Source organism: Pseudoalteromonas sp. JC3 (genome assembly GCF_030291895.1).
Lineage (GTDB): Bacteria > Pseudomonadota > Gammaproteobacteria > Enterobacterales > Alteromonadaceae > Pseudoalteromonas.
In genome coordinates this window covers 1,636,085-1,657,391 of sequence record NZ_CP127855.1, presented here as the reverse complement: position 1 = coordinate 1,657,391, position 21,307 = coordinate 1,636,085, and the positions used below count along the sequence as shown (strand labels likewise).

The 21,307-nt window shown below is 44.3% G+C and carries 23 protein-coding genes; 2 read left to right on the top strand and 21 right to left on the bottom strand.

Annotated features, from left to right (window positions below; translation table 11 throughout):
* Positions 1-38: 38 nt before the first annotated feature.
* The 10 genes from QSH61_RS06810 to ccmA are packed head-to-tail and all read right to left on the bottom strand — an operon-like array spanning position 39 to position 7,776.
* Positions 39-770, bottom strand: a complete 732-nt coding sequence (locus QSH61_RS06810) for an MlaA family lipoprotein (RefSeq protein ID WP_130126584.1) — start codon at positions 768-770, stop codon at positions 39-41.
* Positions 771-2,024, bottom strand: coding sequence for a c-type cytochrome biogenesis protein CcmI (gene ccmI / locus QSH61_RS06805; RefSeq protein WP_211200860.1), 1,254 nt, complete (start codon positions 2,022-2,024; stop codon positions 771-773).
* Between the two features lie 26 nt (positions 2,025-2,050).
* Entirely contained in the window at positions 2,051-2,515 is a 465-nt protein-coding gene (locus QSH61_RS06800; RefSeq protein WP_010606382.1) for a cytochrome c-type biogenesis protein, read from the bottom strand.
* Complete coding sequence (locus QSH61_RS06795) at positions 2,512-3,084, bottom strand: redoxin family protein (protein WP_206471589.1); 573 nt, start codon at positions 3,082-3,084, stop codon at positions 2,512-2,514. The genes QSH61_RS06800 and QSH61_RS06795 overlap by 4 nt, the downstream gene beginning before the upstream one ends.
* A gap of 1 nt (position 3,085) precedes the next feature.
* Positions 3,086-5,044: a heme lyase CcmF/NrfE family subunit gene (locus QSH61_RS06790; protein ID WP_010606380.1), complete on the bottom strand. Its 1,959-nt coding sequence runs from the start codon at positions 5,042-5,044 to the stop codon at positions 3,086-3,088.
* A gap of 1 nt (position 5,045) precedes the next feature.
* Positions 5,046-5,525, bottom strand: coding sequence for a cytochrome c maturation protein CcmE (ccmE, locus tag QSH61_RS06785; RefSeq protein ID WP_206471588.1), 480 nt, complete (start codon positions 5,523-5,525; stop codon positions 5,046-5,048).
* Entirely contained in the window at positions 5,522-5,725 is a 204-nt protein-coding gene (gene ccmD, locus QSH61_RS06780; protein ID WP_206471587.1) for a heme exporter protein CcmD, read from the bottom strand. The genes ccmE and ccmD overlap by 4 nt, the downstream gene beginning before the upstream one ends.
* Before the next feature lie 2 nt (positions 5,726-5,727).
* The gene (locus QSH61_RS06775; protein ID WP_010369087.1) at positions 5,728-6,465 is read right to left on the bottom strand and encodes a heme ABC transporter permease; all 738 of its coding nucleotides are present in this window, start codon (positions 6,463-6,465) and stop codon (positions 5,728-5,730) included.
* A gap of 1 nt (position 6,466) precedes the next feature.
* Positions 6,467-7,153, bottom strand: coding sequence for a heme exporter protein CcmB (ccmB, locus tag QSH61_RS06770; protein WP_010606377.1), 687 nt, complete (start codon positions 7,151-7,153; stop codon positions 6,467-6,469).
* On the bottom strand, positions 7,153-7,776 hold the full coding sequence (gene ccmA, locus QSH61_RS06765) for a cytochrome c biogenesis heme-transporting ATPase CcmA (RefSeq protein WP_081489968.1): 624 nt from the start codon (positions 7,774-7,776) through the stop codon (positions 7,153-7,155). The genes ccmB and ccmA overlap by 1 nt, the downstream gene beginning before the upstream one ends.
* Positions 7,777-7,879: 103 nt before the next feature.
* On the opposite strand from ccmA, the gene fliK reads away from it, so the two are divergent.
* Positions 7,880-10,333, top strand: coding sequence for a flagellar hook-length control protein FliK (gene fliK, locus QSH61_RS06760; RefSeq protein WP_206471586.1), 2,454 nt, complete (start codon positions 7,880-7,882; stop codon positions 10,331-10,333).
* Between the two features lie 4 nt (positions 10,334-10,337).
* Complete coding sequence (locus QSH61_RS06755) at positions 10,338-10,634, top strand: EscU/YscU/HrcU family type III secretion system export apparatus switch protein (protein ID WP_174168559.1); 297 nt, start codon at positions 10,338-10,340, stop codon at positions 10,632-10,634.
* A gap of 290 nt (positions 10,635-10,924) precedes the next feature.
* Here the strand turns inward: QSH61_RS06755 and QSH61_RS06750 are convergent, their stop codons facing one another.
* From QSH61_RS06750 to flhF, 11 genes are all read right to left on the bottom strand, one after another.
* Positions 10,925-11,356: a DUF2802 domain-containing protein gene (locus QSH61_RS06750; RefSeq protein WP_102056493.1), complete on the bottom strand. Its 432-nt coding sequence runs from the start codon at positions 11,354-11,356 to the stop codon at positions 10,925-10,927.
* A complete protein-coding gene (locus QSH61_RS06745; RefSeq protein ID WP_102056492.1) occupies positions 11,357-11,854 on the bottom strand; it encodes a chemotaxis protein CheW in 498 nt (165 codons plus the stop codon).
* Positions 11,855-11,878: 24 nt separating this feature from the next.
* Positions 11,879-12,640 (bottom strand): chemotaxis protein CheW, encoded by a 762-nt coding sequence (locus QSH61_RS06740; protein ID WP_102056491.1) that lies wholly within the window; start codon positions 12,638-12,640, stop codon positions 11,879-11,881.
* An 8-nt stretch (positions 12,641-12,648) separates the two neighbouring features.
* Entirely contained in the window at positions 12,649-13,419 is a 771-nt protein-coding gene (locus QSH61_RS06735) for a ParA family protein (RefSeq protein WP_010606373.1), read from the bottom strand.
* A gap of 130 nt (positions 13,420-13,549) precedes the next feature.
* Complete coding sequence (locus QSH61_RS06730; RefSeq protein WP_010606372.1) at positions 13,550-14,692, bottom strand: protein-glutamate methylesterase/protein-glutamine glutaminase; 1,143 nt, start codon at positions 14,690-14,692, stop codon at positions 13,550-13,552.
* A 74-nt stretch (positions 14,693-14,766) separates the two neighbouring features.
* Positions 14,767-16,992, bottom strand: a complete 2,226-nt coding sequence (locus QSH61_RS06725) for a chemotaxis protein CheA (RefSeq protein WP_010606371.1) — start codon at positions 16,990-16,992, stop codon at positions 14,767-14,769.
* Positions 16,993-17,005: 13 nt separating this feature from the next.
* Complete coding sequence (locus QSH61_RS06720; RefSeq protein WP_010606370.1) at positions 17,006-17,782, bottom strand: protein phosphatase CheZ; 777 nt, start codon at positions 17,780-17,782, stop codon at positions 17,006-17,008.
* Positions 17,783-17,802: 20 nt separating this feature from the next.
* Positions 17,803-18,186, bottom strand: a complete 384-nt coding sequence (gene cheY / locus QSH61_RS06715) for a chemotaxis response regulator CheY (RefSeq protein ID WP_010369104.1) — start codon at positions 18,184-18,186, stop codon at positions 17,803-17,805.
* A 42-nt stretch (positions 18,187-18,228) separates the two neighbouring features.
* Positions 18,229-18,963 (bottom strand): RNA polymerase sigma factor FliA, encoded by a 735-nt coding sequence (locus QSH61_RS06710; protein ID WP_010369105.1) that lies wholly within the window; start codon positions 18,961-18,963, stop codon positions 18,229-18,231.
* A 2-nt stretch (positions 18,964-18,965) separates the two neighbouring features.
* Positions 18,966-19,826 carry a MinD/ParA family protein gene (locus tag QSH61_RS06705; RefSeq protein WP_010606369.1) on the bottom strand — a complete coding sequence of 287 codons (861 nt, stop codon included), beginning with the start codon at positions 19,824-19,826 and terminating at the stop codon, positions 18,966-18,968.
* Positions 19,819-21,294: a flagellar biosynthesis GTPase FlhF gene (flhF, locus tag QSH61_RS06700; protein WP_206471585.1), complete on the bottom strand. Its 1,476-nt coding sequence runs from the start codon at positions 21,292-21,294 to the stop codon at positions 19,819-19,821. The genes QSH61_RS06705 and flhF overlap by 8 nt, the downstream gene beginning before the upstream one ends.
* Positions 21,295-21,307 lie beyond the last annotated feature (13 nt).

Genomic DNA, 21,307 nt, shown 5'->3' with positions numbered 1-21,307 from the left:
AAAATAACGAAAAGGTCGGCGATTGCCGACCTTTATTTTTACAGGTTCTCTAAAAAGTTCTCATCAAAATCATCCGGCTCTTCTTCCATTGGCGGGTTGCCATCAAATAGCTCGTACAATTGACGTTGATAGTATACATCCTTTAAGAAAGTGTATGGATCAAGCGACTCATTTAGCAGCTTTTCTTGTGACATCAAAGCCGCTCTTGCCTCGACTGCACGCAGCGCAAACACTAATACTGTTTGTGGCGTGGTGAGTGCAATTTCTGGCAAGACAAAGTTATCGACTACATCACCCGTTAAGTTTCTCGCGGTCGTCGGTCCCATAGCTGGGATCATAATATACGCACCATCACCAACGCCCCACACCCCAAGGGTTTGGCCAAAATCTTCGTCTTTAAGCTCAAGGCCAAGTGTTTTCGCAACATCAAACAAGCCAAAAATACCGACCGTAGAATTAACTAAAAAGCGAGCAACATTGATTGCCATATGATCAGGCTTGCCCTGCAATGCCGCGTTTACTGCATCGGTCGGCGCGGCGATGTTGGTGGTGAAATTAACCACACTACTGCGCACAGGAGCGGGAGTCACCGCAACATATCCTTTAGCAACAGGCCGTAAGATATAGGCGTCCAACACATCCATATTGAAGTCATAAAGTGGACGGTTAAGTGATTGAAATGGATCTCGTGGATCCTTTTTCTCTTCGGGTACTTGCGCACAACCGACAACGGTCAGCGCAAGTAAACCTGTGAGCACAGCTTTAAGCATTTATTTCCCTGTATTTGTTAAGACACGACTAATCTCGACAGTGAGCTGATTTTCGCCTTGTTGAAGTTCAATTACGCTTGAAGCACCCTCTAGTTCTCCATCTGAAGGCATTACTGAACCATCATTAGAAATACGTGCGGTGACCGTAACTTGAGAAAATTTCGACAAGGTTAATTCAGGCATCATTGCCATACTATCATCTAGGTTTACCGTCATTGGCAAGTTAAAGTTTGTAATTTTGGCGACCGCCAATGGCATGGCTGGGCCTTCAGCCGCTTTTGCAAAAACGAACAAAGTGCTGTCCTTTGGAATCTTGTTCTGTAACTCAGCTGAAATGGTTACAGTAGCGACAATACCAGCTTTTACAGCTACTGGTTCATCTGTTTGTTGACCCAACTTTTGCTCGATTTCAGCAATCCGCCCTGCGATCATCTCATAACGCGGATCATCTTTGGTTAATTGTGACAACAAGACTTCAAAAGCGGCTTTTGACTCTTTCCAATCTTGACGTTCATAGGCAATTAACGCCAGCAAGCTAATCGCATCAATATTCGTTGGATCATTCTTGAGCACTTTTGACAACATTCTGGCCGCGCGATTCATACTTGGCTCTGAGCCCTCTATCAATAATGCTTGGCTATAATTCACCAAAACATTATTGTTATTAGGTTGCATCACGAGTGCTTTATCAAATGCCTGCATCGCCATCTCAAAGTCACTAAGTGACATTGCAACACGACCAAGTAACATCCATGCAACTGCATCGTCGCCAGCGGTTGCTAGTTTAGTTCTTAGTCCCAGCGCAAATGCTTGTAGCTCGTTGGCATTTAGCGGCTCTCCAGATTGCATTACTGCACGCTCACCATACTCTGGTAACTTTTCAACGGCTTCATGCCAGCTAGCTATTTGCCTGTGGCTACCCGTATAGTAATAAAAGACACCTGTCACCAGCACCATAAAAGCAATACCTGTCAGCGCTAATACACGGTTGTCACCACGACTCGTCAATGATTGTTCAGGCGATAACTCGTTCAATAAGCGACGCTTGAGTTCAACCACAGATTCATTATAACTGTCTTTTTCGATACGCTGATTAGCAAGCTCTTCTTTTAACTCTTCCAAACGCTGATGAAAAATATCGATACGCTCGGCGTTCGCATCGTGATCAACCGTGACGCGCTTTTCCTTTTTAATAAACGGAAAAACCACAAACAGACCGGCAAATATGCCTAGCAGAAGAAACAAAAACCACATTTGAGTTAAATCTGTCGAGAATTCGCTCACTGCTCACGCTCCTGACGTTGATATTGATTAATGAGCTCAGCTAGCTTTTGTTCGTCTGCGGCATCCCAATCTTGTTTTTTCGCAGCGCGTTTTTGACGAAATATAATAAAGCCGAAACCTAAAATAATGATTGCCACTGGCAGTACCCAAAGTACGATTGTTGCAGGCGTAACAGGTGGTTGATAATGAACGAAATAGCCATAGCGGTCGATCATATAATCAATGACCTCTTGCTTAGACTGACCTTCATTAACCAATGCGATGACTTTGTCACGCAGGTCTTTGGCAACGACGGCATCTGAATCTGCAATGTTTTGGTTCTGGCATTTAGGGCAACGTAGCTCATGAGTCAGCTCTCGGAAAGTTTGCTCACGTTCCGCCGTGGCAAAGTTATACTTATCTTCCGTTGCTTGCGCCGCTACAGTAATCATCATTAAAAGCAAAACAATTACATATTTCATTGCGTTAACTCCTGATAGATTGCCGCAAACTTAGTGCGCCACACGCGTTCATTGATGTCGCCAGTATGATGCAACAAAATCTTACCTTGCTTATCTACCAAAAAAGTCTCTGGCGCGCCTGAAACTCCTAGATCCAGTGCTAATGTACGCTCCAAATCAAGAATGTTAAATTGGTATGGGTTACCAGCACGACTCAGCATGTTATTGACATCTTGTCTTAGTGTATTGATATCAAACTGGTCGCCAAAATCAGGGTCATAAGCCTGCTCGTAATACAGGCCTATTATTTTCACGCCACGCTCTCTAAGCTCAGTTAAATAACCTAGCTCAGCGATACACGTTGGGCACCAAGTGCCCCATACGTTCATCAAGTAGACTTCACCCTTAAGCGAGTCGGCGGTCCAAGTTTTATCACTATCCATTAGATCGGGTAAAGAAAACTCAGGCATAGTGTGTCCTAAACGGCCTGTCTGAAGTTCTCTTGGATTACCAAATAGTCCTTGGTACAAAAACACACAAAGGAAAATAAATATCAAAAAAGGCACTAAACCTAATAACTTGCGGTTCATGTTAAGCCTCCACTTGGGATGATTTTTTAACGCGGTTGCGGTAGCGTTTATCCGCAAGCACAATGAAGCCGGCAAAAGAGATAAGTAGCCCACCTAGCCACATCCAGCGTACGTATGGTTTGTGATAGATCCTAAGCGACCACGCGCCTGCAGAAAGCGGCTCGCCGAGTGCTAAATATAAATCACGGAAGAAACCATCATCAATAGCGGCTTCGGTCATAAACTGCATCCCTACATCATAACGGCGTTTTTCTGCATGCAGCTCGGTTACTTTTTTACCATTTTTGAATACCGTCACTACGCCAGCATGACCACCGTAGTTCGGGCCTCGAATTTCTTTTACGCCATCAAAGCGATATTCGTACTCGTTTAGCATCGCCGTTTCACCGGGTTTCATGCTCACGGAGCGCTCAACTGAGTATGCTGAAGTTAGCGTCACCGACGCGATAACAAAGGCAATACCAATGTGCCCAAGTACCATTGCCCAATAGCTCAATCCTAGCTTTTTAAAGCCGATCGCAACACTTGGGTGAACAGTCACTTTATTAAATAAGTCAGCAGCAGTAGCCACACTTATCCACACAGCCAGCGCTGTCGCAACAAACGTTAGTGGTGCCACCACTTCGTAGCTCGAGTACAACCACGTCGCGGTGAGCACTAAACTCACCGCAATCAATACAGCCCATTTTTTCACTAGTGGCGGCATTTTATTTTGTTTCCAGCGCAGCATAGGGGCTAAACCCAGCAAAATCGCGAACGGCACGATTAATATCGCAAACATTTGGTTAAAGAAAGGTACGCCAATAGAAATAGAGCCTAAGCCCAACTCTTTGTGGATCATAGGCAATAGCGTGCCCAATAATACAATCAAGGTCGCAACCACTAAGAAGATATTGTTGATCCATAGCGCTACTTCACGCGAAATGAATTGATAACGCCCTTCGCTATATACTTGAGCTACGCGCAGTGCGTAAAGCGCTAAGCTGCCACCCACAACCACAGCTAAGAATGACAGGATATATAAACCACGGTCAGGATCGGTTGCAAACGCATGCACCGATACGATAATGCCTGAGCGAACGATAAAGGTACCCAGTAAACATAAACTAAACGCGGTGATAGCAAGTAGTACTGTCCAAGACTTAAACACACCACGTTTTTCCGTTACTGCGAGTGAATGCAATAAAGCGGTTGCAACAAGCCAAGGCATCAGTGAAGCGTTTTCCACCGGATCCCAGAACCACCAACCGCCCCAGCCAAGCTCTGAGTACGCCCACCAACTACCAATTGTAATGCCTAGAGTAAGAAAGCCCCATGCGGCCATTGTCCAAGGACGAGACCATTTAGCCCAAGTATTATCAAGTTTACCGGTTAAAAGCGCAGCAATTGCAAAAGAGAAAGACACAGATAAGCCAACATAACCCATATAAAGGAGCGGCGGGTGAATGATCATACCTGGGTCTTGCAATAATGGATTCAAATCACGCCCTTCGACAGGGAAGTAAGGAAGCAAACGCTCAAACGGGCTCGACATCCACAGGGTATAGAGCATAAAACCCACCCCTAAAAAGCCAAGGACACCTAACACACGCGCTCGCAATACCCACGGTAGCGACTTTGACATCACAGCAACCAGCATGGTCCACATGGATTGCATTACCAACCACAGTAAAATTGCGCCTTCGTGTCCACCCCATGTTGAGGTGATTTTATAATACCAAGGTAAAGTACTGCTCGAATGATGCGCCACATACGCAACCGTAAAGTCATCCATTAACGTGATATAGATCAGTACCATAAATGAGAAAACAACTAGAATACACTGACCAACGGCCAGTGAAGGAGCGGCTTTCATCAGCCTCAAATTACCCGTATAAGCACCCCACAATGGGAAAATACACAGTAATAAGCTCAATGCCATCGCCAGAACTAAGGCGAAGTAACCTATTTCTGGGACCATTTTAGTTCTCGCTGTTTAAATTATATTTTGGCTTTTCGTGTTTAATGCCTTTCACGGCTTCAGCCACTTCTGATGGCATATACTCTTCATCATGCTTGGCAAGTACTTCAAACGCTTCAACTACATTAGACTCAACTAACGTCCCTTGCGCTACAATACCTTGGCCTTCACGGAATAGGTCTGGAAGGATGCCTTTGTAACGAACAGTAACCATAGGGCCGGTGTCGATAAGTTTAAATGACACATCTAAAGACGTTTCATCACGCACCACTGAACCTGGCACAACCATACCGCCAATACGCAGCTTCTGGCCAATTTGCGGGATTTCTTTTAACTCACCTTTACCTTCAACAAGCTCGCTCGGCGTGTAAAACAAATTAATATTTTCTTGTAGTGCATAAAGCGTAAGCCCAACCGCTGCGCCAATACCAAAGATTACGGCAGCAACGGTGAATAATCTCTTTTTGCGTCTAGGATTCATGCTTGCGACTCCTTTTTTGCTTTTTTAATCCGTGCTTCTCTTGCCATTTGCGCTTTAACTGCTTGCTTTAGCTTCTTACCATCCAAGATAGAGCCGACTAACATACCAGCCAGTATTAATGCACATGAGCCGAATGAGAGCCAAACATAAAAGCCATAGCCACCCATGGCTAAAAATTCACTGAAGGATTCAAACTGCATGATTAACCCCTATTCACTAATTCGCGGACCCAAGGACGGTGTTGCTCGCTTCGTAAAATTTCATTTTTCAAACGAATTAGCGTAACCACGCCAAGCACACCAGCAAACGCCACTATGTTGATCAACAAAGGCCACAACATGGAAGGATCAATCGCTGAAGTATCAAATTTGGTGATAGTTGATCCCTGATGCAGCGTATTCCACCACTCTACCGAGAAATGAATAATAGGCAGATTAACGACCCCGACAATGGCAAGAATACAGGCAGCTCGACCACCTGATTTTTTATCTTCAAAGGCATGATATAGAGACAAAACACCGAAGTACAAAAACAATAGGATAAGCTCTGAAGTCAATCTTGCATCCCAGACCCACCAAGCGCCCCACATAGGTTTACCCCAAGCAGCACCAGTGATTAACGCAATCGCAGTCATTGCCGCACCAATAGGTGCAATGGCTATAACCGCCAGTTCAGCATTACGAATTTGCCATACCAAGGCAACAATAGCCGCAATAGCCATAGACGAGTATGCGCCCATCGACCAGATAGCCGACGGTACATGAATAAAGATAATACGATAGCTGTCTTTTTGTTGGTAGTCGGCTGGCGCATAGGCTAACCCCCAAACCCATCCAACAATTAAGCCCACTACCGCAATCACGGCAAAGTAAGGAAGCAAGGTGTTACACAGTTGGTAAGCACGCTCCGCTTTGGCATAAGGATGTAACCACTTCCACATTTTAACTTACACTCACTCTTAAAGCTGACGATATGGCAATTGGTGCGGCAACAATTGCGACGGCAAGCATCGCACCAAGGATTGCAAGCTGACCACCATACGCTAAAGACATGCTACTGGTATCTATGGCGGACGTTGCAAAAATCAATACGGGGATATAAAGCGGAAGGACGAGTAAACTCATTAAAATGCCACCCTTTTGCAATGCAACGGTGAGTCCTGCGCCAATGGCCCCAATAAAACTTAATAACGGTGTACCTATCAGTAAGGTCAATACAGTCGCATTGAGAGATTGCGACTCGAGATTCATTAACAGCGCAAACAACGGCGCAAGCACCACCATAGGCAAACCACTGACTGTCCAATGCGCTGCTACTTTTGCTAATACTGATAGCGATAATGGATAAGGTGAAGCAATCAATTGCTCTAATGAGCCGTCGTTGTAATCGTCCCTAAATAATTTATCTAGACCTAACATAGTCGATAAAAGTGCCGCTACCCAAATAATACCCGGTGCCATTCTGGTAAGCAGCGCAGGTTCAGGCCCAATTGCTAACGGAAATAAGGTGATCACGATAAGGAAAAACAACAAAGGATTGACTATCTCAGCGCGTTGTCTAAAGGCCAAGGTCACATCTTTGGCATAAACCGATTTAAAAGCTAACCAATAAGAATGTTGAGTCTGCATTACAAACGGTACTCCAACGCCAAGGTTTGTAACTGTGCAAAATGTGCGGTGAGATCTTGGTGGGTCGTCAATAAAATGGCGCCCCCCTTGTCGAGATGAGACTGGAACTGGGTTTGCAACATGGCGACCCCTTTTTTATCCAGCGCAGTAAATGGTTCATCTAGCACCCAAAGCTTGGCTTGATTAAGCCACAAACGTACTAATGCAACACGGCGCTGTTGACCCGCAGATAACGTTCGCACAGGTACATCTTCAAGTCCGATTAAGCCGAGCTTAGCAAGCAGTGTATAGACTTCTTCTTCATCTGCCTGAGCGCCGTGAACCATAAGCCAATGTTGAACATTTTCGTAGGCACTAAGTTGTTGATTGACACCTGTCTTATGACCAATAAATAATAAATCGGCAGCGAATGAATCATAATCATCGCGGATATCAGTGCTGTTGTAGCGGATCTGCCCTTCATCCGCTCTGGCGAACCCAGCAATGATCCTCAACAAAGAGGTTTTTCCGGCACCATTTGGGCCTTCAATTTGCATGATCTGCCCCGCATGGAGAGTGAAACTTAATGAGTCAAACAAGCATCTATCTTGTTTGGTACAAGTGACGGCGTCTATCTCTAGCAAACTTGGGCTTCTCTTTACCTAAAATTGGGCGTTAGTCTAACATAATGGTATGGTAATACGAATAATCCGATGCGACCGATTAGCGAAAATTTGATTTAAAATAATGAATAAGCTGCCAATTACAACAAATACGACGACAGCATCTGTGATAAGCACAGATAATAGCGAAGTATCGAGATTAGACTTAGCCAAAAACCAACCGTTTGCAGCGAAGAATATCCAAATTAGTAACGATAAACTAAAAATGGATGTGGCAATTGATGGCCGCTGGCAAACTATCCAACTAGCGCTTAAGCCTCCAACCCAGCCCAATCAGCTTCCAGAAGCACAGGTTAGTATTGATGAAACTGGCAAGGTGGTCACCTTTCAAACGCCCAAATTACAAGCGCAAGTAACGCTGACAAAACAGCTTTTTGATATTTTAACGACGCTAAAGACGCACACGCCAAGCCCAGTAGTACAGTCTTCAGCAACTACGTTGCCAGACGCCACATTACACATCAAGGCACTTGATTTAAAAATACCGCTTCCGCAAGCCGTGGCACAATTGCTCGCAAGTGAAAACAAACTCATTGCGCATCTTAGTGCCCAACAAAGTAATGTTTCCTTGCAGGTCGTCAATCAATTTAAAGACTTGCTGTTTAGTACGGCTTTACCTAAGTCAATGATTGCAAAACTTATCTCTAGTCAACTTAGCAGTGTTGAGGTGAAGCCTCAGCCAAGTGGAGTAACACTTAACATTCATGACCGTTCAATAACCTTATCGCCAATAAGCAGTAACTGGCCTGCAGCAACCACATGGCAAAAAGGCGAAGTAAAAACGGCTTTCAATGGAATTGATATCACAAAATCGACACAACAAGTAAAAGTAGAGACCATAAAGCCGCTTAGCGCTTTGCTGCAACAAGTCACTGCAGTGAATAAGGAAACCCCCTTACCGCTTGAGTCACGCTTAGCATCAGTACATACGCTGGCGTATGACAAACCGTTACTTGAAGTCAATCTGCAACAAATTAAGTCAACAGTAGTAAAAGCGTTGCAAGTACTGATCGGAAGACCTTTTGGGAAGCCACTCACAAATCAGGTTGATCAGCCCGCGAACTCCCCAGTCAAGAACGGCCAAAGTCATGTTTTGAGTCGTTCGACCTCAGTGCTGTATATGCAAAGTGAGAAAGTAAGTGCTCACAATGAGAATAAACCAAGCACACCACTACAACAGCTCACAAACCAAATAAAACTGAATCTTACAGAGCTGATGGCAAAGCAACCATTACCGTTGCAAAAAAGTCACTTCCCCTTGCAAAGCGAAAAGTTAGCCAGCTCCATTGCTCGTTACTTACAACACCAGCTCGCAGAAACACCAAAATATCAAGCGCCACCGGTTGATTTTGAGGTGAAACAAAAAGCCCTGTCCTTATTATTGGACACTCTCACGGGTAAACTGTCGCTTAGCAATAAGCAAGTTGAACAGCTGACACAAGTCTTAGCGCGGCCGCTTTATCGTAAAGCGAGTTCTGCGCCTGTAGATTCGGCTAAAACGTTCCAGTTGCAATCTACAACACATTCACAAGGCACAAAAGTAACCGCTACGCCTTCTCAAGTACCGCAGCCTACCAGCAATCAAACTAAAGGGGTAATTGAAGCTCTGCTTACTCTGCCCATGACTAAGGCCGAACAAAAAGAAAACACACCAAACATGTTACGCCAAGCTTCTGCAACCATCGAAAAGCTCGTCAAAGCAGATACATTCAAACAAACGCCTGAATTGCAGAAATTAGTCAATCAAGCATTTTCGCGCTTGCTTGATGACCGTTCAGTCAACGCGCTCACCGTTAAAAACCAGTTAGAAAGCCAACTGGGCATGGCAACCTTTGCTAACACGCCAACAAGTTTAGCTCAATCGAGCTTTACACAAATGTTGGACCGTTTAATTGTGTCGCTATTAGGTAGTCAGGTGGCAAACCAAACTCAGAGCAATGAGCAAGCAACGCAAAAAATACAAGCTTTACTGGATGCGCTGCTACCACAACTGAAGTTGACCTCACCCAAGCAAACAACTGAAGCGCTACAACAACCACAAGCAAAAGAGCTGTTAAACGAATTAGGACAATTGCATAACCAACTACAACCGCAACAATCACAAACTACAACCACCAACTCTGCGAAACAAGACAGCGAAGCACAGTTAATTATTAACCTACTCTTTCCCACCAAAGTAGGACAAGAGCAACAGCAAACACAATTACAAATAGGTGAATATAAAAAGTCGCCGAAACCTGGTATGCCGGAGAAGTCTGTGTGGTTTATTCGTCTTTGTTTTGATTTTGCAGAAAAAGGTCAGATCCATGCCCAAGCCGAGCTGATGGATAAAGCCCTGGAATGTGCATTAGTAGCCACCTCCAATCAGGTCAAGCAGCTCGCAGAGCCACATTTGGCAACGCTCAGACATAAGTTAGCATCTCATGGGCTACAAGTCGCAGAGATAGGCCTTAGGGAAGAAGCCAGCTTTCAAGATAAGTTCTTTAATGAACACGCAATTATCAACATTAAGGTGTAAAGAAATGACACAAAAATCTGCAATCGGGCTGTTATATGAAGCTGGTAGCGCACCTCAGGTCACCTTTAAAGGATATGGCGAACTAGCAGAGGAAATTATTGCGCTGGCAAAAGAGAAAAACATCATGATCCATGAGGATGAATCATTAGCACAAACACTCAGTGCACTTGAGTTACACCAAGAGATCCCAAAGGAACTCTACTATGTGATTGCTGAACTCATCGCTTTTTCTTACATTATGCGTGGTAAGTTTCCACCTGGTTGGGAAGGTTTTCGTGGCAAGTTAGATATTAAGGCATAGCCAAAATTTCCTACTTTCTAGGGCCTGTTGACCTTTGCTGTTTGATTTTTGTTCTCCTGAGTGTGTTTTGATCGCGACGCTCGACTTGCCGCCTAGTAATCTAGGCAAAAGTTGAGCAACAAAGAACAAAGCGCACTCAGGGGAACCCAAAGGGCAGCGCTTGATTGGAATTTCTTCTGTGTTATCGCCTAACTTACATAGAATAACTATGCTACGCAGGCTCTGCCTTGTATAAATACCAATCAAACTGCTGCAAAAACAAACTTGAAAGGTCAACAGGCCCTAGACAATCATTTTGATTTGTTATGTAAAGACATGAGCAGCTCTGCCTCAGCTCTTGGCAACTCACACTCGTGCATCACCTCTTCAATATCAGCACCAAGCTCCACCATTTTCACGGCGCGAGAATACATTTTAGCGTCAGGGTCATCATATTTCTGTGCTGCTTGCTGATTCGCAACGTCATTTAACTCTTGCTCGGTTGCGACCACCCGCTTACCAATACTCATGATACTGGCACGTAACTCCGCAACTTCGCTGCGTAATATTGCTATTTGTTGCTCAGACCCCTGCAGTGAGCTCGAAAGTTGCGCTGTTTGCCCCTGCGCATTCTGTAGTTTTTTACTCAGCACAAAAACAAACCTCAAGCATACTAACGCAAGTATGCTTGAGGTTATTGATATAACGAGTAAAACGGTTTGTGCGTTTACTACTTCAGACATCTAGATATGACTCAGCTCATCCCATTCATCATCGTTTAATAGCTTATTAAGATCGACTAAGATCAACAGCTCGCCTTCTCGATTTGATACGCCTTGGATAAACTTAGCGCTCTCTTCGGTACCTATGTTTGGCGCGCTGTCGATTTCCGAGCTACGTAAGTAAACCACCTCAGCAACGCTATCTACTAAGATACCAATAACTTGCTTTTCGGCTTCGATAATCACAATTCTTGAATTATCCGTTACTTCAGCACTTTGTAGACCAAACCTAGCTCGCGTGTCTATAACCGTTACAACGTTACCACGCAGATTAATGATCCCGAGTACGTAGCTTGGTGCACCTGGGACTGGTGCAATTTCGGTGTAACGCAGCACTTCTTGTACTTGCATTACATTGATACCGTAAGTTTCCTCTTCAAGCTTGTAAGTAACCCATTGCAATACTTCATCATTACTATCAGCATTTTTGTCTGCAGAAAGTAGTCTATCTTGGCTCATGGTTTCACTCCATCAATATACTAGTTACTGCTCTCGACTATCGAGGCCTTGTTCTAGCAAACGGTTTAAATTCTCTACATCAATCAGCGCGCACATTTTCTCTTTAATCACTCCAGCCAACCAAGGCCGTTTACCATCTGCTGTGCGCCACTTTATGTCTTCAGGCTTGAGGGTTAAGTTGTTGACTAGTTTTTCTGCTAACAGTCCCCAGTTACTATCCCCAAGTGTAATCAAATACTGGTAATCCAGCGTATCTTCTAATTCTGGCGTTAACTTTTCAGGCATCACCCATCGTGCAGTATCAACAACATTGAGTTTTTCTTCACGATTTAGCATCACACCCTTAAACCATTTAGGTTTACCAAAGAGTTGATTGACTTCGCCCAGTTGGTGTATTCCCCCAAGTGATTTCAGCGGAACCGCCAGTGTTAAGCCTGCCACTTCAAAAAACAATGCCTGAAATTCACCTTCTTGATAGGCTTCCCTTGCAGAAACAGACTCTATCGTTGCCTGTTCTTTGATAATAGATGTATTTTCAGTGACTTCAAGATCATGAGCCAATTTACTCGGCTGTTCTTGAATAACTTCACTCACTGACTCCAGAGGTTCTGTTGCAACTACGACTGAGGATTCTATTTCCTCAAGTTCTGATTTAGGTTCTTTTACTTGTTCAAGTAGCTTTGCAACTGGTGATAATTCGCATTGTTCAATCTCTGGCTCCTCTTGCAACAGGGCACCAAGATACTGCTTCATCACCTTCTCATTTGCAAATAAATGCTTACTCATTATGCTCTCTAGCTTAACTGCTTCAAATAGTCCAATAGTGCACGATAAGCGAACACGCCTCGTGATTTAGGACAAAATTGTACAGGGACTTGTTGTGCAAGGCTTGCATCCCTAAACTTGGTATCTACGGGAACCACACCTGGCCAAACGGCATCTTTGTATGTTTCCAGCAACGTTTTATACGCCTCCAACGACGCTTTAGTCCGTTTATCATACATAGTTGGAATAATAGTATATTGGTACTGTTTCTGCTGTGAAGACTGCATTAGCTCCATCGTGCGCATCATTCTATCTAGTCCCTTCAACGCCAAAAATTCAGTTTGAACCGGTACCAAAATTCGCTCACTCGCTGCTAATGCATTTACCATCAATACCCCGAGCACTGGTGGACAGTCTAAAATAGCATAGTCATATTGATCCGCTATCTTTTCGAGCGATTTCTTTAAGATAAGTCCCATGCCCGTTTTATTACCCATGCTACGATCAAGCGTAGCAATGGCCATAGTAGCAGGCAGAATATCCAAATTTTCAATAGTCGAAGGGCAAAGAGACTGTAAAATTTCTTCACTCGTCATGCTGCTGCCGCGTGCAAAAATATCATACACACTGACTTCCAACTCTTCAGAATCAATACCAAAGTAATATGTAAGTGAAGCATGTGGATCGGTATCAATAAGCAAAACCCGATGACCTTGTTCAGCAAGAATGCCTCCTAAGCTCACCGTTGTCGTGGTTTTACCCACGCCACCTTTTTGATTTGCTACTGTCCAAATTTTCACTCTATATTCCTTTGCTTATCACTATTGATTGCGTTCAATAGATACTATACCAACTCAATGTTATTCATTCTTTTTAGACGTTTGATATTTACAAGCTTCAAGCAAAATAACCAAATCGTGGCTTAGCCTATTAGTTACCAGCTTCTTTATTAATTCTTGCAGCAAAGTCTTGTAGCGCGATACTATCAGACGAAAGTCCAGCGCCAGCGACTGCTTGAGGCATCCCATAAACGACACAAGTCGCTTCATCTTGCGCCCAAATGGTGGCACCAACCTGTTTTAGCATACGAGCGCCATCTCGACCATCAGCGCCCATCCCCGTTAATACAATCGCTAACGTGTCGCCACCATAGGCTTTTGCAACACTTGCAAATGTCACATCAACGCTGGGTTTATAGGTGATCCTTGGACTATCATCTTCAAACACTTTTAGTGTCTTACTACCACCGCGATTTTCAACCAGCATTTGCTTGCCGCCAGGCGCTAGATAGGCCATGCCTGGCATTAATCTATCACCTTGTTCTGCTTCTTTAACCTTAATCTGGCATAAACTATTTAATCTTGCTGCAAACGCAGGTGTAAATGCCGCAGGCATATGCTGGATAAGTAAAATTGGATGAGGAAAGTTTGCTGGCAACTGCGTCAATATTGTCTGCAGTGCAACGGGTCCACCTGTTGATGTACCAATTGCAACCAGTCCATATTTCTTACCTGATGCTCTAGCACCCGCAGCACTGGATGTGCCACCAGATACCGGTCTCTGAAAACTTCTATCCGGTTGAGGGATCGTTGCTCTTCCAGTGTCAGCGCGAGTTGCTCTAGACTCGACGCGCTTTGGCGGAGTCGCGATACTAGGGCGCGTAAAGCGGCTAACTCGGCGGCGGCCAATTTCCTTTACCTTGTTTTGTAACGATTTAATTGCGTCTTCGCTATTGCGGGCAATGTCTTCAAACTTTTTCGGTAAAAAATCTACAGCGCCCGCATCCAGTGCATCTAACGTAGCACTAGCGCCTTCACGAGTTAACGAAGAAAACATTAAGATTGGGGTCGGAGTAGCCTGCATGATCTGCTTCACCGCACTGATCCCATCAAGCACAGGCATCTCTACGTCCATAGTAATGACATCTGGACGCAATGAAGCGGCCTTTTCAACCGCCTCCTTTCCATTAACTGCAAAATCTATAACTTTGATTTCACTGTCTTTTTCTAAAATTTCACTGACTCGACGACGAAAAAAACTGGAGTCGTCTACGACTAACACTTTAACTGCCATTGGCAACGCTCTTTAATTTGCTCTACAGCAGAGCAGCACATGCTGCTCTAGAATTCGAACTACGCCTAATAAAATTAGGCGTAGTGTTTTAATAAGTTGGGGACATCAAGGATTAGCGCAATACCACCATCAGATGTGATGGTCGCACCGGCCATACCTGGTGTACCTTGTAACAAAGCATCTAATGGTTTGATTACGACTTCCTCTTGGCCTATCAGAGAATCAACCACAAAACCGACTTGCTTGGTACCGATTTGAGCAATAACAACATGGCCTTCAGCCTTTCTCATGCCCCTATTAGCACCTTTTACCAACCAATGCTCAAGATAAAATAACGGGATCGCCTTTTCTCTCACTATAATAGTCAATTGACCATCAACTACATTCGTTTTAGTCAAATCTAAATGGAAGATCTCGTTCACACCGGCAAGTGGTAACGCAAACGTTTGTTCTCCGACTACCACCATCAAGGTAGGCAAAATAGCCAGTGTAAGCGGCACTTTTATCTCTAATACGGTACCAACACCCAATTCTGATTGGATGTTTACCGAGCCATTCAATTGAGTGATTTTCGTTTTAACAACGTCCATCCCTACACCGCGACCAGAAATATCTGAAATTTGTTCTTTTGTTGAAAATCCAGGTGCAAAGATCAAGTTATAGGCTTCAGTATCAGACAATCGGCTTGCTTGATCGGAGTCAATAACGCCTTTATTTATAGCAATTTTCTTGAGTTTTTCAGGATCCATACCGGCGCCATCATCTCGGATGGTGAGAAGAATATGATCCCCCTCTTGAGATGCTGACAACGTGACAGTCCCCATTCTTGGCTTACCCGATGCTTCGCGCACATCAGGCATTTCAATACCGTGATCCACTGAGTTTCTCACTAAGTGAACCAATGGATCTGCGAGCGCCTCAACAAGGTTTTTATCTAAATCTGTCTCTTCACCTTGTAAAACCAGGTTGATTTCTTTTTTCAAGCTACGCGCAAGGTCCCTCACCACTCGAGGGAAACGACCAAATACCTTTTTGATCGGCTGCATCCGCGTTTTCATCACAGCGCCCTGCAAGTCTGCGGTCACTACATCAAGGTTCGAAATAGCTTTACCCATGCTTTCGCTGTTGGTGTTATTCGCTAAACTAACCAAGCGGTTACGCACCAATACTAATTCGCCAACCATATTCATGATTTCATCAAGACGTTTGGTATCAACTCGCACTGTAGTCTCAGCTTGCGCAGCAGGTTTCTTTGCAGCTGCTGGCGCAGAAGCTTTTGCAGGCTCTGGCTCTTTTTGCGGGGCTGGAGTCGCAGGTTTAGCTTCAACTTTAGGCGCAGGCTTTGGAGCAGGTTTCGGAGGTGGCGCAGCTTTAGCAGGCTCAGGTTGAGCTGGCTCAGCTTCTGAGATATCTGTCGGCGATTCATCTACCGCTTTAGGAGCACTGCCTTTACCATGAAGTTCGTCAAGCAAAGCCTCAAACTCATCATCGGTAATTTCTTCATCTCCAGAGGGCACACTCGCAGCGCCTGATGACGTTGCTTTAGCCGCAGGCTCACTGGCTTGAGAAGTAGCCGCATCTTCTGCATTTGGTGCTCCACCAAATTTCCCAACCCCATGGAGTTCATCTAAGAGATTATCGAACTCGTCATCGGTGATATCGCCGTCATCTGCAGTTGACACCGTTTCAGGTTTAGCCGCCGGTGCGACAGCAGGCGCATTACCAGAGCCGTGTAACTCATCTAATAGATTTTCAAATTCTTCTTCTGTTATCTCATCAATGCTAGAGCCGCTATCATCGCCTGAATCTGCGTCCGCATCGAATAGAATATCATCCGCACTTAAATCTGGTACAACAGATTCTGGCTCTGAAACAGGTTCCTCAATCACTTCACTGACTTCGTCTTCAGATGCAGGTTGGCTGAGTTTATGGAGGGTTTCAAGCAACACAGGATCGGCAGCTTCGGGTTCCTCTCGGTTTTGAATACAAGCGAACATTTCGTTGATCGTATCCAAAGATTGCAAAATAACATCCATTAATTCTGACGTTACTTTTCGCTGCCCTTGTCTTAGTACATCAAACACGTTCTCTGCACCGTGACAGGCATCAACCAGTTCGGTCATACCGAGGAAGCCTGCTCCACCTTTAACAGTATGGAAGCCACGGAAAATCGCATTGAGAAGTTCTTTATCTTCGGGATTATTTTCTAGTTCAACAAGCTGTTCAGATAACAGTTCTAATATTTCGCCTGCTTCAACAAGAAAGTCCTGCAAGATATCTTCATCGACTTCAAAGCTCATACACACTCTCCAACTAGAAGCCTAAACTAGATAGCAAGTCATCGACTTCGTCTTGACCAGAAACCACGTCATCTCGCGATTCAGCGTCAATAATTGGACCTTCAGGTCCAGACAATTCATCACTGATAGTCTCAGTTGTTTTTATTTCGTTTTCATTCGCATTTTCTGCAACTGCAGGCGCTTCATCCGAAGTACCAAACACAGTTAGAAGGTGAATGAGACTATCTTCTACTTCTCTCACAAGCTCAATGACTCGACGGATGACCTGCCCAGTCAAATCCTGATAGTCTTGCGCCATCAGCACATTAGTCATTAAGCCTTGTAATTCGTCTGTACGTGTCTTTGAAGTCTGCATAAAGCTGTCGAGATCATGACACAGAGATTTAAACTCACCGAGTTGAATATCTCTGCTCATCAACCGATCCCAAGTAGGCTTTATTTGTGCTAACTCATCCGCAAGATTCTGCGCAAGAGGTAAGCTTTCTTCGACCGCGTCCATCGTTTTATTAGCAGCGCTTTCTGTCATTTCCATAACATAATTAAGACGCTGCTTGGCGTCAGGTATAGCCTCTGTCGTGAGATCTGAGAGTCGAGTATCCAGCTCAAAGTTCTTCAAGGACTCGTGTAATTGGCGAGTTAGCTTTCCAACTTCTGCAAATAACTCCGATTGCTCTTTGTTAGCAGCTTCTAAAATCAGCTGGTCAGCTTTTTCTTGTTCACCTTGCTCTAGTAGCTCAACAAGTTGCTTGGCTTGTTCAAGTGTAATTTGCGGCGCAGCATTTACAGACATAGGCCATATCCCCTTGCTGTTTAGCCTAGTCGCTCAAATACTTTTTCAAGCTTAGTCTTGAGCGTACCTGCAGTAAACGGTTTAACAATATATCCGTTCACCCCAGCTTGCGCTGCTGCAACAATTTGTTCTTTTTTCGCTTCTGCGGTAACCATCAACACTGGAATGTGCTTAAGCTTTTCATCTGCGCGTATTGCACGAAGCAGATCAATACCTTGCATGCCCGGCATGTTCCAATCAGTTACTACAAAGTCAAACTCCTGATTTTGTAGCATCGGAAGTGCTGTACTACCATCATCAGCTTCTTGAACATTGGTAAAGCCTAAATCTCTTAATAGGTTTTTGATTATTCTTCTCATAGTAGAGAAATCATCAACCACGAGAATCTTCATGTTCTTATCCAAAACTTCCTCCAGTGAGGTTCGAACCCAACTATTTTATGTACTCTAATTTATCCAGTCATTGATTTTAGCTTTGAGCTTTATCATTGCCTGACCGTGAATTTGGCTTACTCGAGATTCACTGACATCAAGGATGGCACCAATCTCTTTCAAATTCATTTCGTCGTTATAGTAAAGTGACAACACCAGAGCATCCCTTTCGGGTAGTGCTTTGATAGCATTTACTAAAGACTCGTTAAAACGTTCATTTTTAACGTTATTAAACGGTTTGTCTAGCGCAAAATCGCTGTTTGCTGGGGTTATCACATCTTCATCAACCCCTAGATCCTCAATGCCGATGACTTTACTTGCATTTACATCATGTAAAATATGATGGTACTCATCTAAAGATATATCAAGTTTTTCAGCGATTTCAGTGTCTTTTGGTTCGCGGCCAAGGAGAGATTCGAGCTCAGATATCGCTTCGGCTACCATTCTGCTGTTTTTATGTACGGACCGAGGGGCCCAATCTCCGCGACGGATTTCATCTAGCATTGCACCTCGGATGCGTATCCCCGCAAAGGTCTCGAAACTAGCGCCTTTAGTAGCATCGAAATTTTTAGATGCTTCAATCAATCCAATCATACCTGATTGAATTAGATCGTCGAGCTGCACACTTGCCGGAAGCCGAGCGATCAGGTGACATGCCACTTTTTTGACAAGTGGAGCATGTCTCTCGACCACTTTATGGATATGGTCAGAAGTTTGATATCCCGCAGCTCTGTTGACCGGAGAAGCCATAATCACCCGTTTACAAGTTGTTCAATGAAAAATTCTAGATGACCGGAAGGTTGATGAGGAATTGGCCATTTAACTGCCTTGGCAGCAAGTCCTTTAATTGCAACTGCTGCTGGAGAGCTCGGAAATAAATCCACGATTGCTCTTTGTCTACGAGAGGACTTACGCATGTTTTCGTCAAATGGTACTGTGGCCACTAATTCCAATGCTACATCAAGAAAACGGTCTGTAACTTTTGAAAGTTTAGCAAATAATTCTTGCCCTTCACGCATACTGCGGACCATATTGGCAACTATTTTAAAACGATAAACGCCATGCTCTCTGCTTAAAACTTTGATCAACGCATAAGCATCCGTAATAGAAGTCGGTTCATCACACACAACAACCATCACATCTTGTGCAGCTCGAGAGAAGCTCAGAACCATATCTGAGATACCAGCTGCGGTATCAACAATTAAAACATCAAATTGAGTGTTAAGCTCGCTAAATGCGCGAATAAGTCCAGCATGCTCTGCGGGAGTCAACTCCACCATGCTTTGAGAACCCGAAGTAGCTGGCACAATTTTGATACCAGCGGGACCTTCTACGAGAATCTCATCTAGTTCACATTCACCCGACAACACATGTGAAAGGTTCTTTTCTACTCGGAGCCCTAACATCACATCACAGTTTGCCAAGCCCAAGTCCGCATCTAAAACGAGAACTCGCTGTCCTTGTTGGCCCATAGCGATGGCAGTATTGAGCGAGACATTGGTTTTACCCACCCCACCTTTACCACCGGTCACGGCTATTACTTTTACACCCTGGTTGCTATTTTGACTCATTCTACGCAGGCCACTTGCTTGATCTAAAACTGTGTTAATCATACATTCCTACTGACTCTGACGCTACAGGTACACGTCGAGAGTGCTGTGCTTTTATTCTTTTTAAATACAATTGCTCAGCCTTTTTTACTAGCTTTTGAGCATTTGCTACGCGAATGTCTTCTGGCACTCGCTGACCGTTGGTAAGATACCCTATTGGCAAGCGATTTTGAATCGCTATGCTAATTATCTCACCCAAACTTAGACTTTCATCAAGTTTTGTGAAAATACAGCCACTTAAATTTACTTTTTTGAAGTGTCTTACTGTTTCTTGTAACACATTCATCTGTGCTGTCGCACTCAACACTAAATAGCTACGAATATCTACTCTCGCGCTACGCATAAGTGTATTTAACTGTTCAGTTAAGCGCAAATCTCTTTGACTCATTCCCGCCGTATCTATTAATACTAGACGCTTATTGCGTAAATGATAAAGCACTTCTGCAAGTTCATTTGCATCTTTAACTTGTTTAACCGGACAACCGATGATTCTACCATAGGTAGCTAGTTGCTCGTAAGCGCCGATTCTATAGGTATCGGTGGTTATTAGCGCCACTTTATCTGCACCGTATTTTTGTGCGCCTAATGCCGCTAATTTTGCAACCGTTGTGGTTTTGCCAACACCAGTTGGACCAACCATTGCAAATACGCCACCTTGACGAAGAATATCATTGTTGGTGGTGTGCATTTGGTTAATTACCATATTCAACAGCGCGTCCCAAGCTTCTTTACGAGACACATCATCAGGGATAAAACATGCCATTTGCTCAGCGACATCTTTGTCTATGCCCATTCCTTCCAGACGATCTACAAGGCACGCACGGGTTGGATCGCGACGAGCCATTTCTTGTTTCATTAGACCAGATACTTGATGTTCAAGTAATTGACGAATAGCGTTCATCTCTTCACGCATCGCACTCATTTCGTCAGGCTTGGCATTTAACTCAGGTAAATCATCACCAAAACCGTTGTCTAATTCATCAGACTCGATCCACTGCTGTGGTTGCTCAAATCCATCATCATCAAAGTCAAAAGATTGGCGACGAGCTTGCTGTGGCTTCGCTTGGTGCGCCGGCGCAGCAGTTTGTGTTTTACGTTGGCTGCTTAACATTTGCTCTGTATCAATCCCCGACTGGGAGAACATAGAAGCAAGTTCTGGTGAGCGAGGACGCGGCGCTTGACGCTCTAGCAATGCCGCTAAGCTATCGGCAACTTGCGCTTGTTTTGCTGGCTGTGCTTGGCGAGACTCTGGACGGACAAAGCGGGTCGGAGCCTCGTTTGAGGCAGTCGCACGGGCAGCTGGAGCTTGCTTAACAGGTGCAGCAGCACGGTCATTATCAACTGCTGCGACGATTTCAACACCATCTGCTAACTTTTTGTTAGACATGATGACAGCATCAGCACCAAGCTCTTCTTTTACTTCATTCAAAGCCGTACGCATATCTTTTGCGAAGAAACGTTTAATTTTCATGTTACAGCCCCTT

Coding starts and splice junctions, on each gene's coding strand:
- QSH61_RS06810 (WP_130126584.1), bottom strand. CDS start 770: ATGCTTAAAGCTGTGCTCACAGGTTTACTTGCGCTGACCGTTGTCGGT.
- ccmI (WP_211200860.1), bottom strand. CDS start 2,024: ATGTGGTTTTTGTTTCTTCTGCTAGGCATATTTGCCGGTCTGTTTGTG.
- QSH61_RS06800 (WP_010606382.1), bottom strand. CDS start 2,515: ATGAAATATGTAATTGTTTTGCTTTTAATGATGATTACTGTAGCGGCG.
- QSH61_RS06795 (WP_206471589.1), bottom strand. CDS start 3,084: ATGAACCGCAAGTTATTAGGTTTAGTGCCTTTTTTGATATTTATTTTC.
- QSH61_RS06790 (WP_010606380.1), bottom strand. CDS start 5,044: ATGGTCCCAGAAATAGGTTACTTCGCCTTAGTTCTGGCGATGGCATTG.
- ccmE (WP_206471588.1), bottom strand. CDS start 5,525: ATGAATCCTAGACGCAAAAAGAGATTATTCACCGTTGCTGCCGTAATC.
- ccmD (WP_206471587.1), bottom strand. CDS start 5,725: ATGCAGTTTGAATCCTTCAGTGAATTTTTAGCCATGGGTGGCTATGGC.
- QSH61_RS06775 (WP_010369087.1), bottom strand. CDS start 6,465: ATGTGGAAGTGGTTACATCCTTATGCCAAAGCGGAGCGTGCTTACCAA.
- ccmB (WP_010606377.1), bottom strand. CDS start 7,153: ATGCAGACTCAACATTCTTATTGGTTAGCTTTTAAATCGGTTTATGCC.
- fliK (WP_206471586.1), top strand. CDS start 7,880: ATGAATAAGCTGCCAATTACAACAAATACGACGACAGCATCTGTGATA.
- QSH61_RS06755 (WP_174168559.1), top strand. CDS start 10,338: ATGACACAAAAATCTGCAATCGGGCTGTTATATGAAGCTGGTAGCGCA.
- QSH61_RS06750 (WP_102056493.1), bottom strand. CDS start 11,356: ATGTCTGAAGTAGTAAACGCACAAACCGTTTTACTCGTTATATCAATA.
- QSH61_RS06745 (WP_102056492.1), bottom strand. CDS start 11,854: ATGAGCCAAGATAGACTACTTTCTGCAGACAAAAATGCTGATAGTAAT.
- QSH61_RS06740 (WP_102056491.1), bottom strand. CDS start 12,640: ATGAGTAAGCATTTATTTGCAAATGAGAAGGTGATGAAGCAGTATCTT.
- QSH61_RS06730 (WP_010606372.1), bottom strand. CDS start 14,692: ATGGCAGTTAAAGTGTTAGTCGTAGACGACTCCAGTTTTTTTCGTCGT.
- QSH61_RS06725 (WP_010606371.1), bottom strand. CDS start 16,992: ATGAGCTTTGAAGTCGATGAAGATATCTTGCAGGACTTTCTTGTTGAA.
- QSH61_RS06720 (WP_010606370.1), bottom strand. CDS start 17,782: ATGTCTGTAAATGCTGCGCCGCAAATTACACTTGAACAAGCCAAGCAA.
- QSH61_RS06710 (WP_010369105.1), bottom strand. CDS start 18,963: ATGGCTTCTCCGGTCAACAGAGCTGCGGGATATCAAACTTCTGACCAT.
- QSH61_RS06705 (WP_010606369.1), bottom strand. CDS start 19,826: ATGATTAACACAGTTTTAGATCAAGCAAGTGGCCTGCGTAGAATGAGT.
- flhF (WP_206471585.1), bottom strand. CDS start 21,294: ATGAAAATTAAACGTTTCTTCGCAAAAGATATGCGTACGGCTTTGAAT.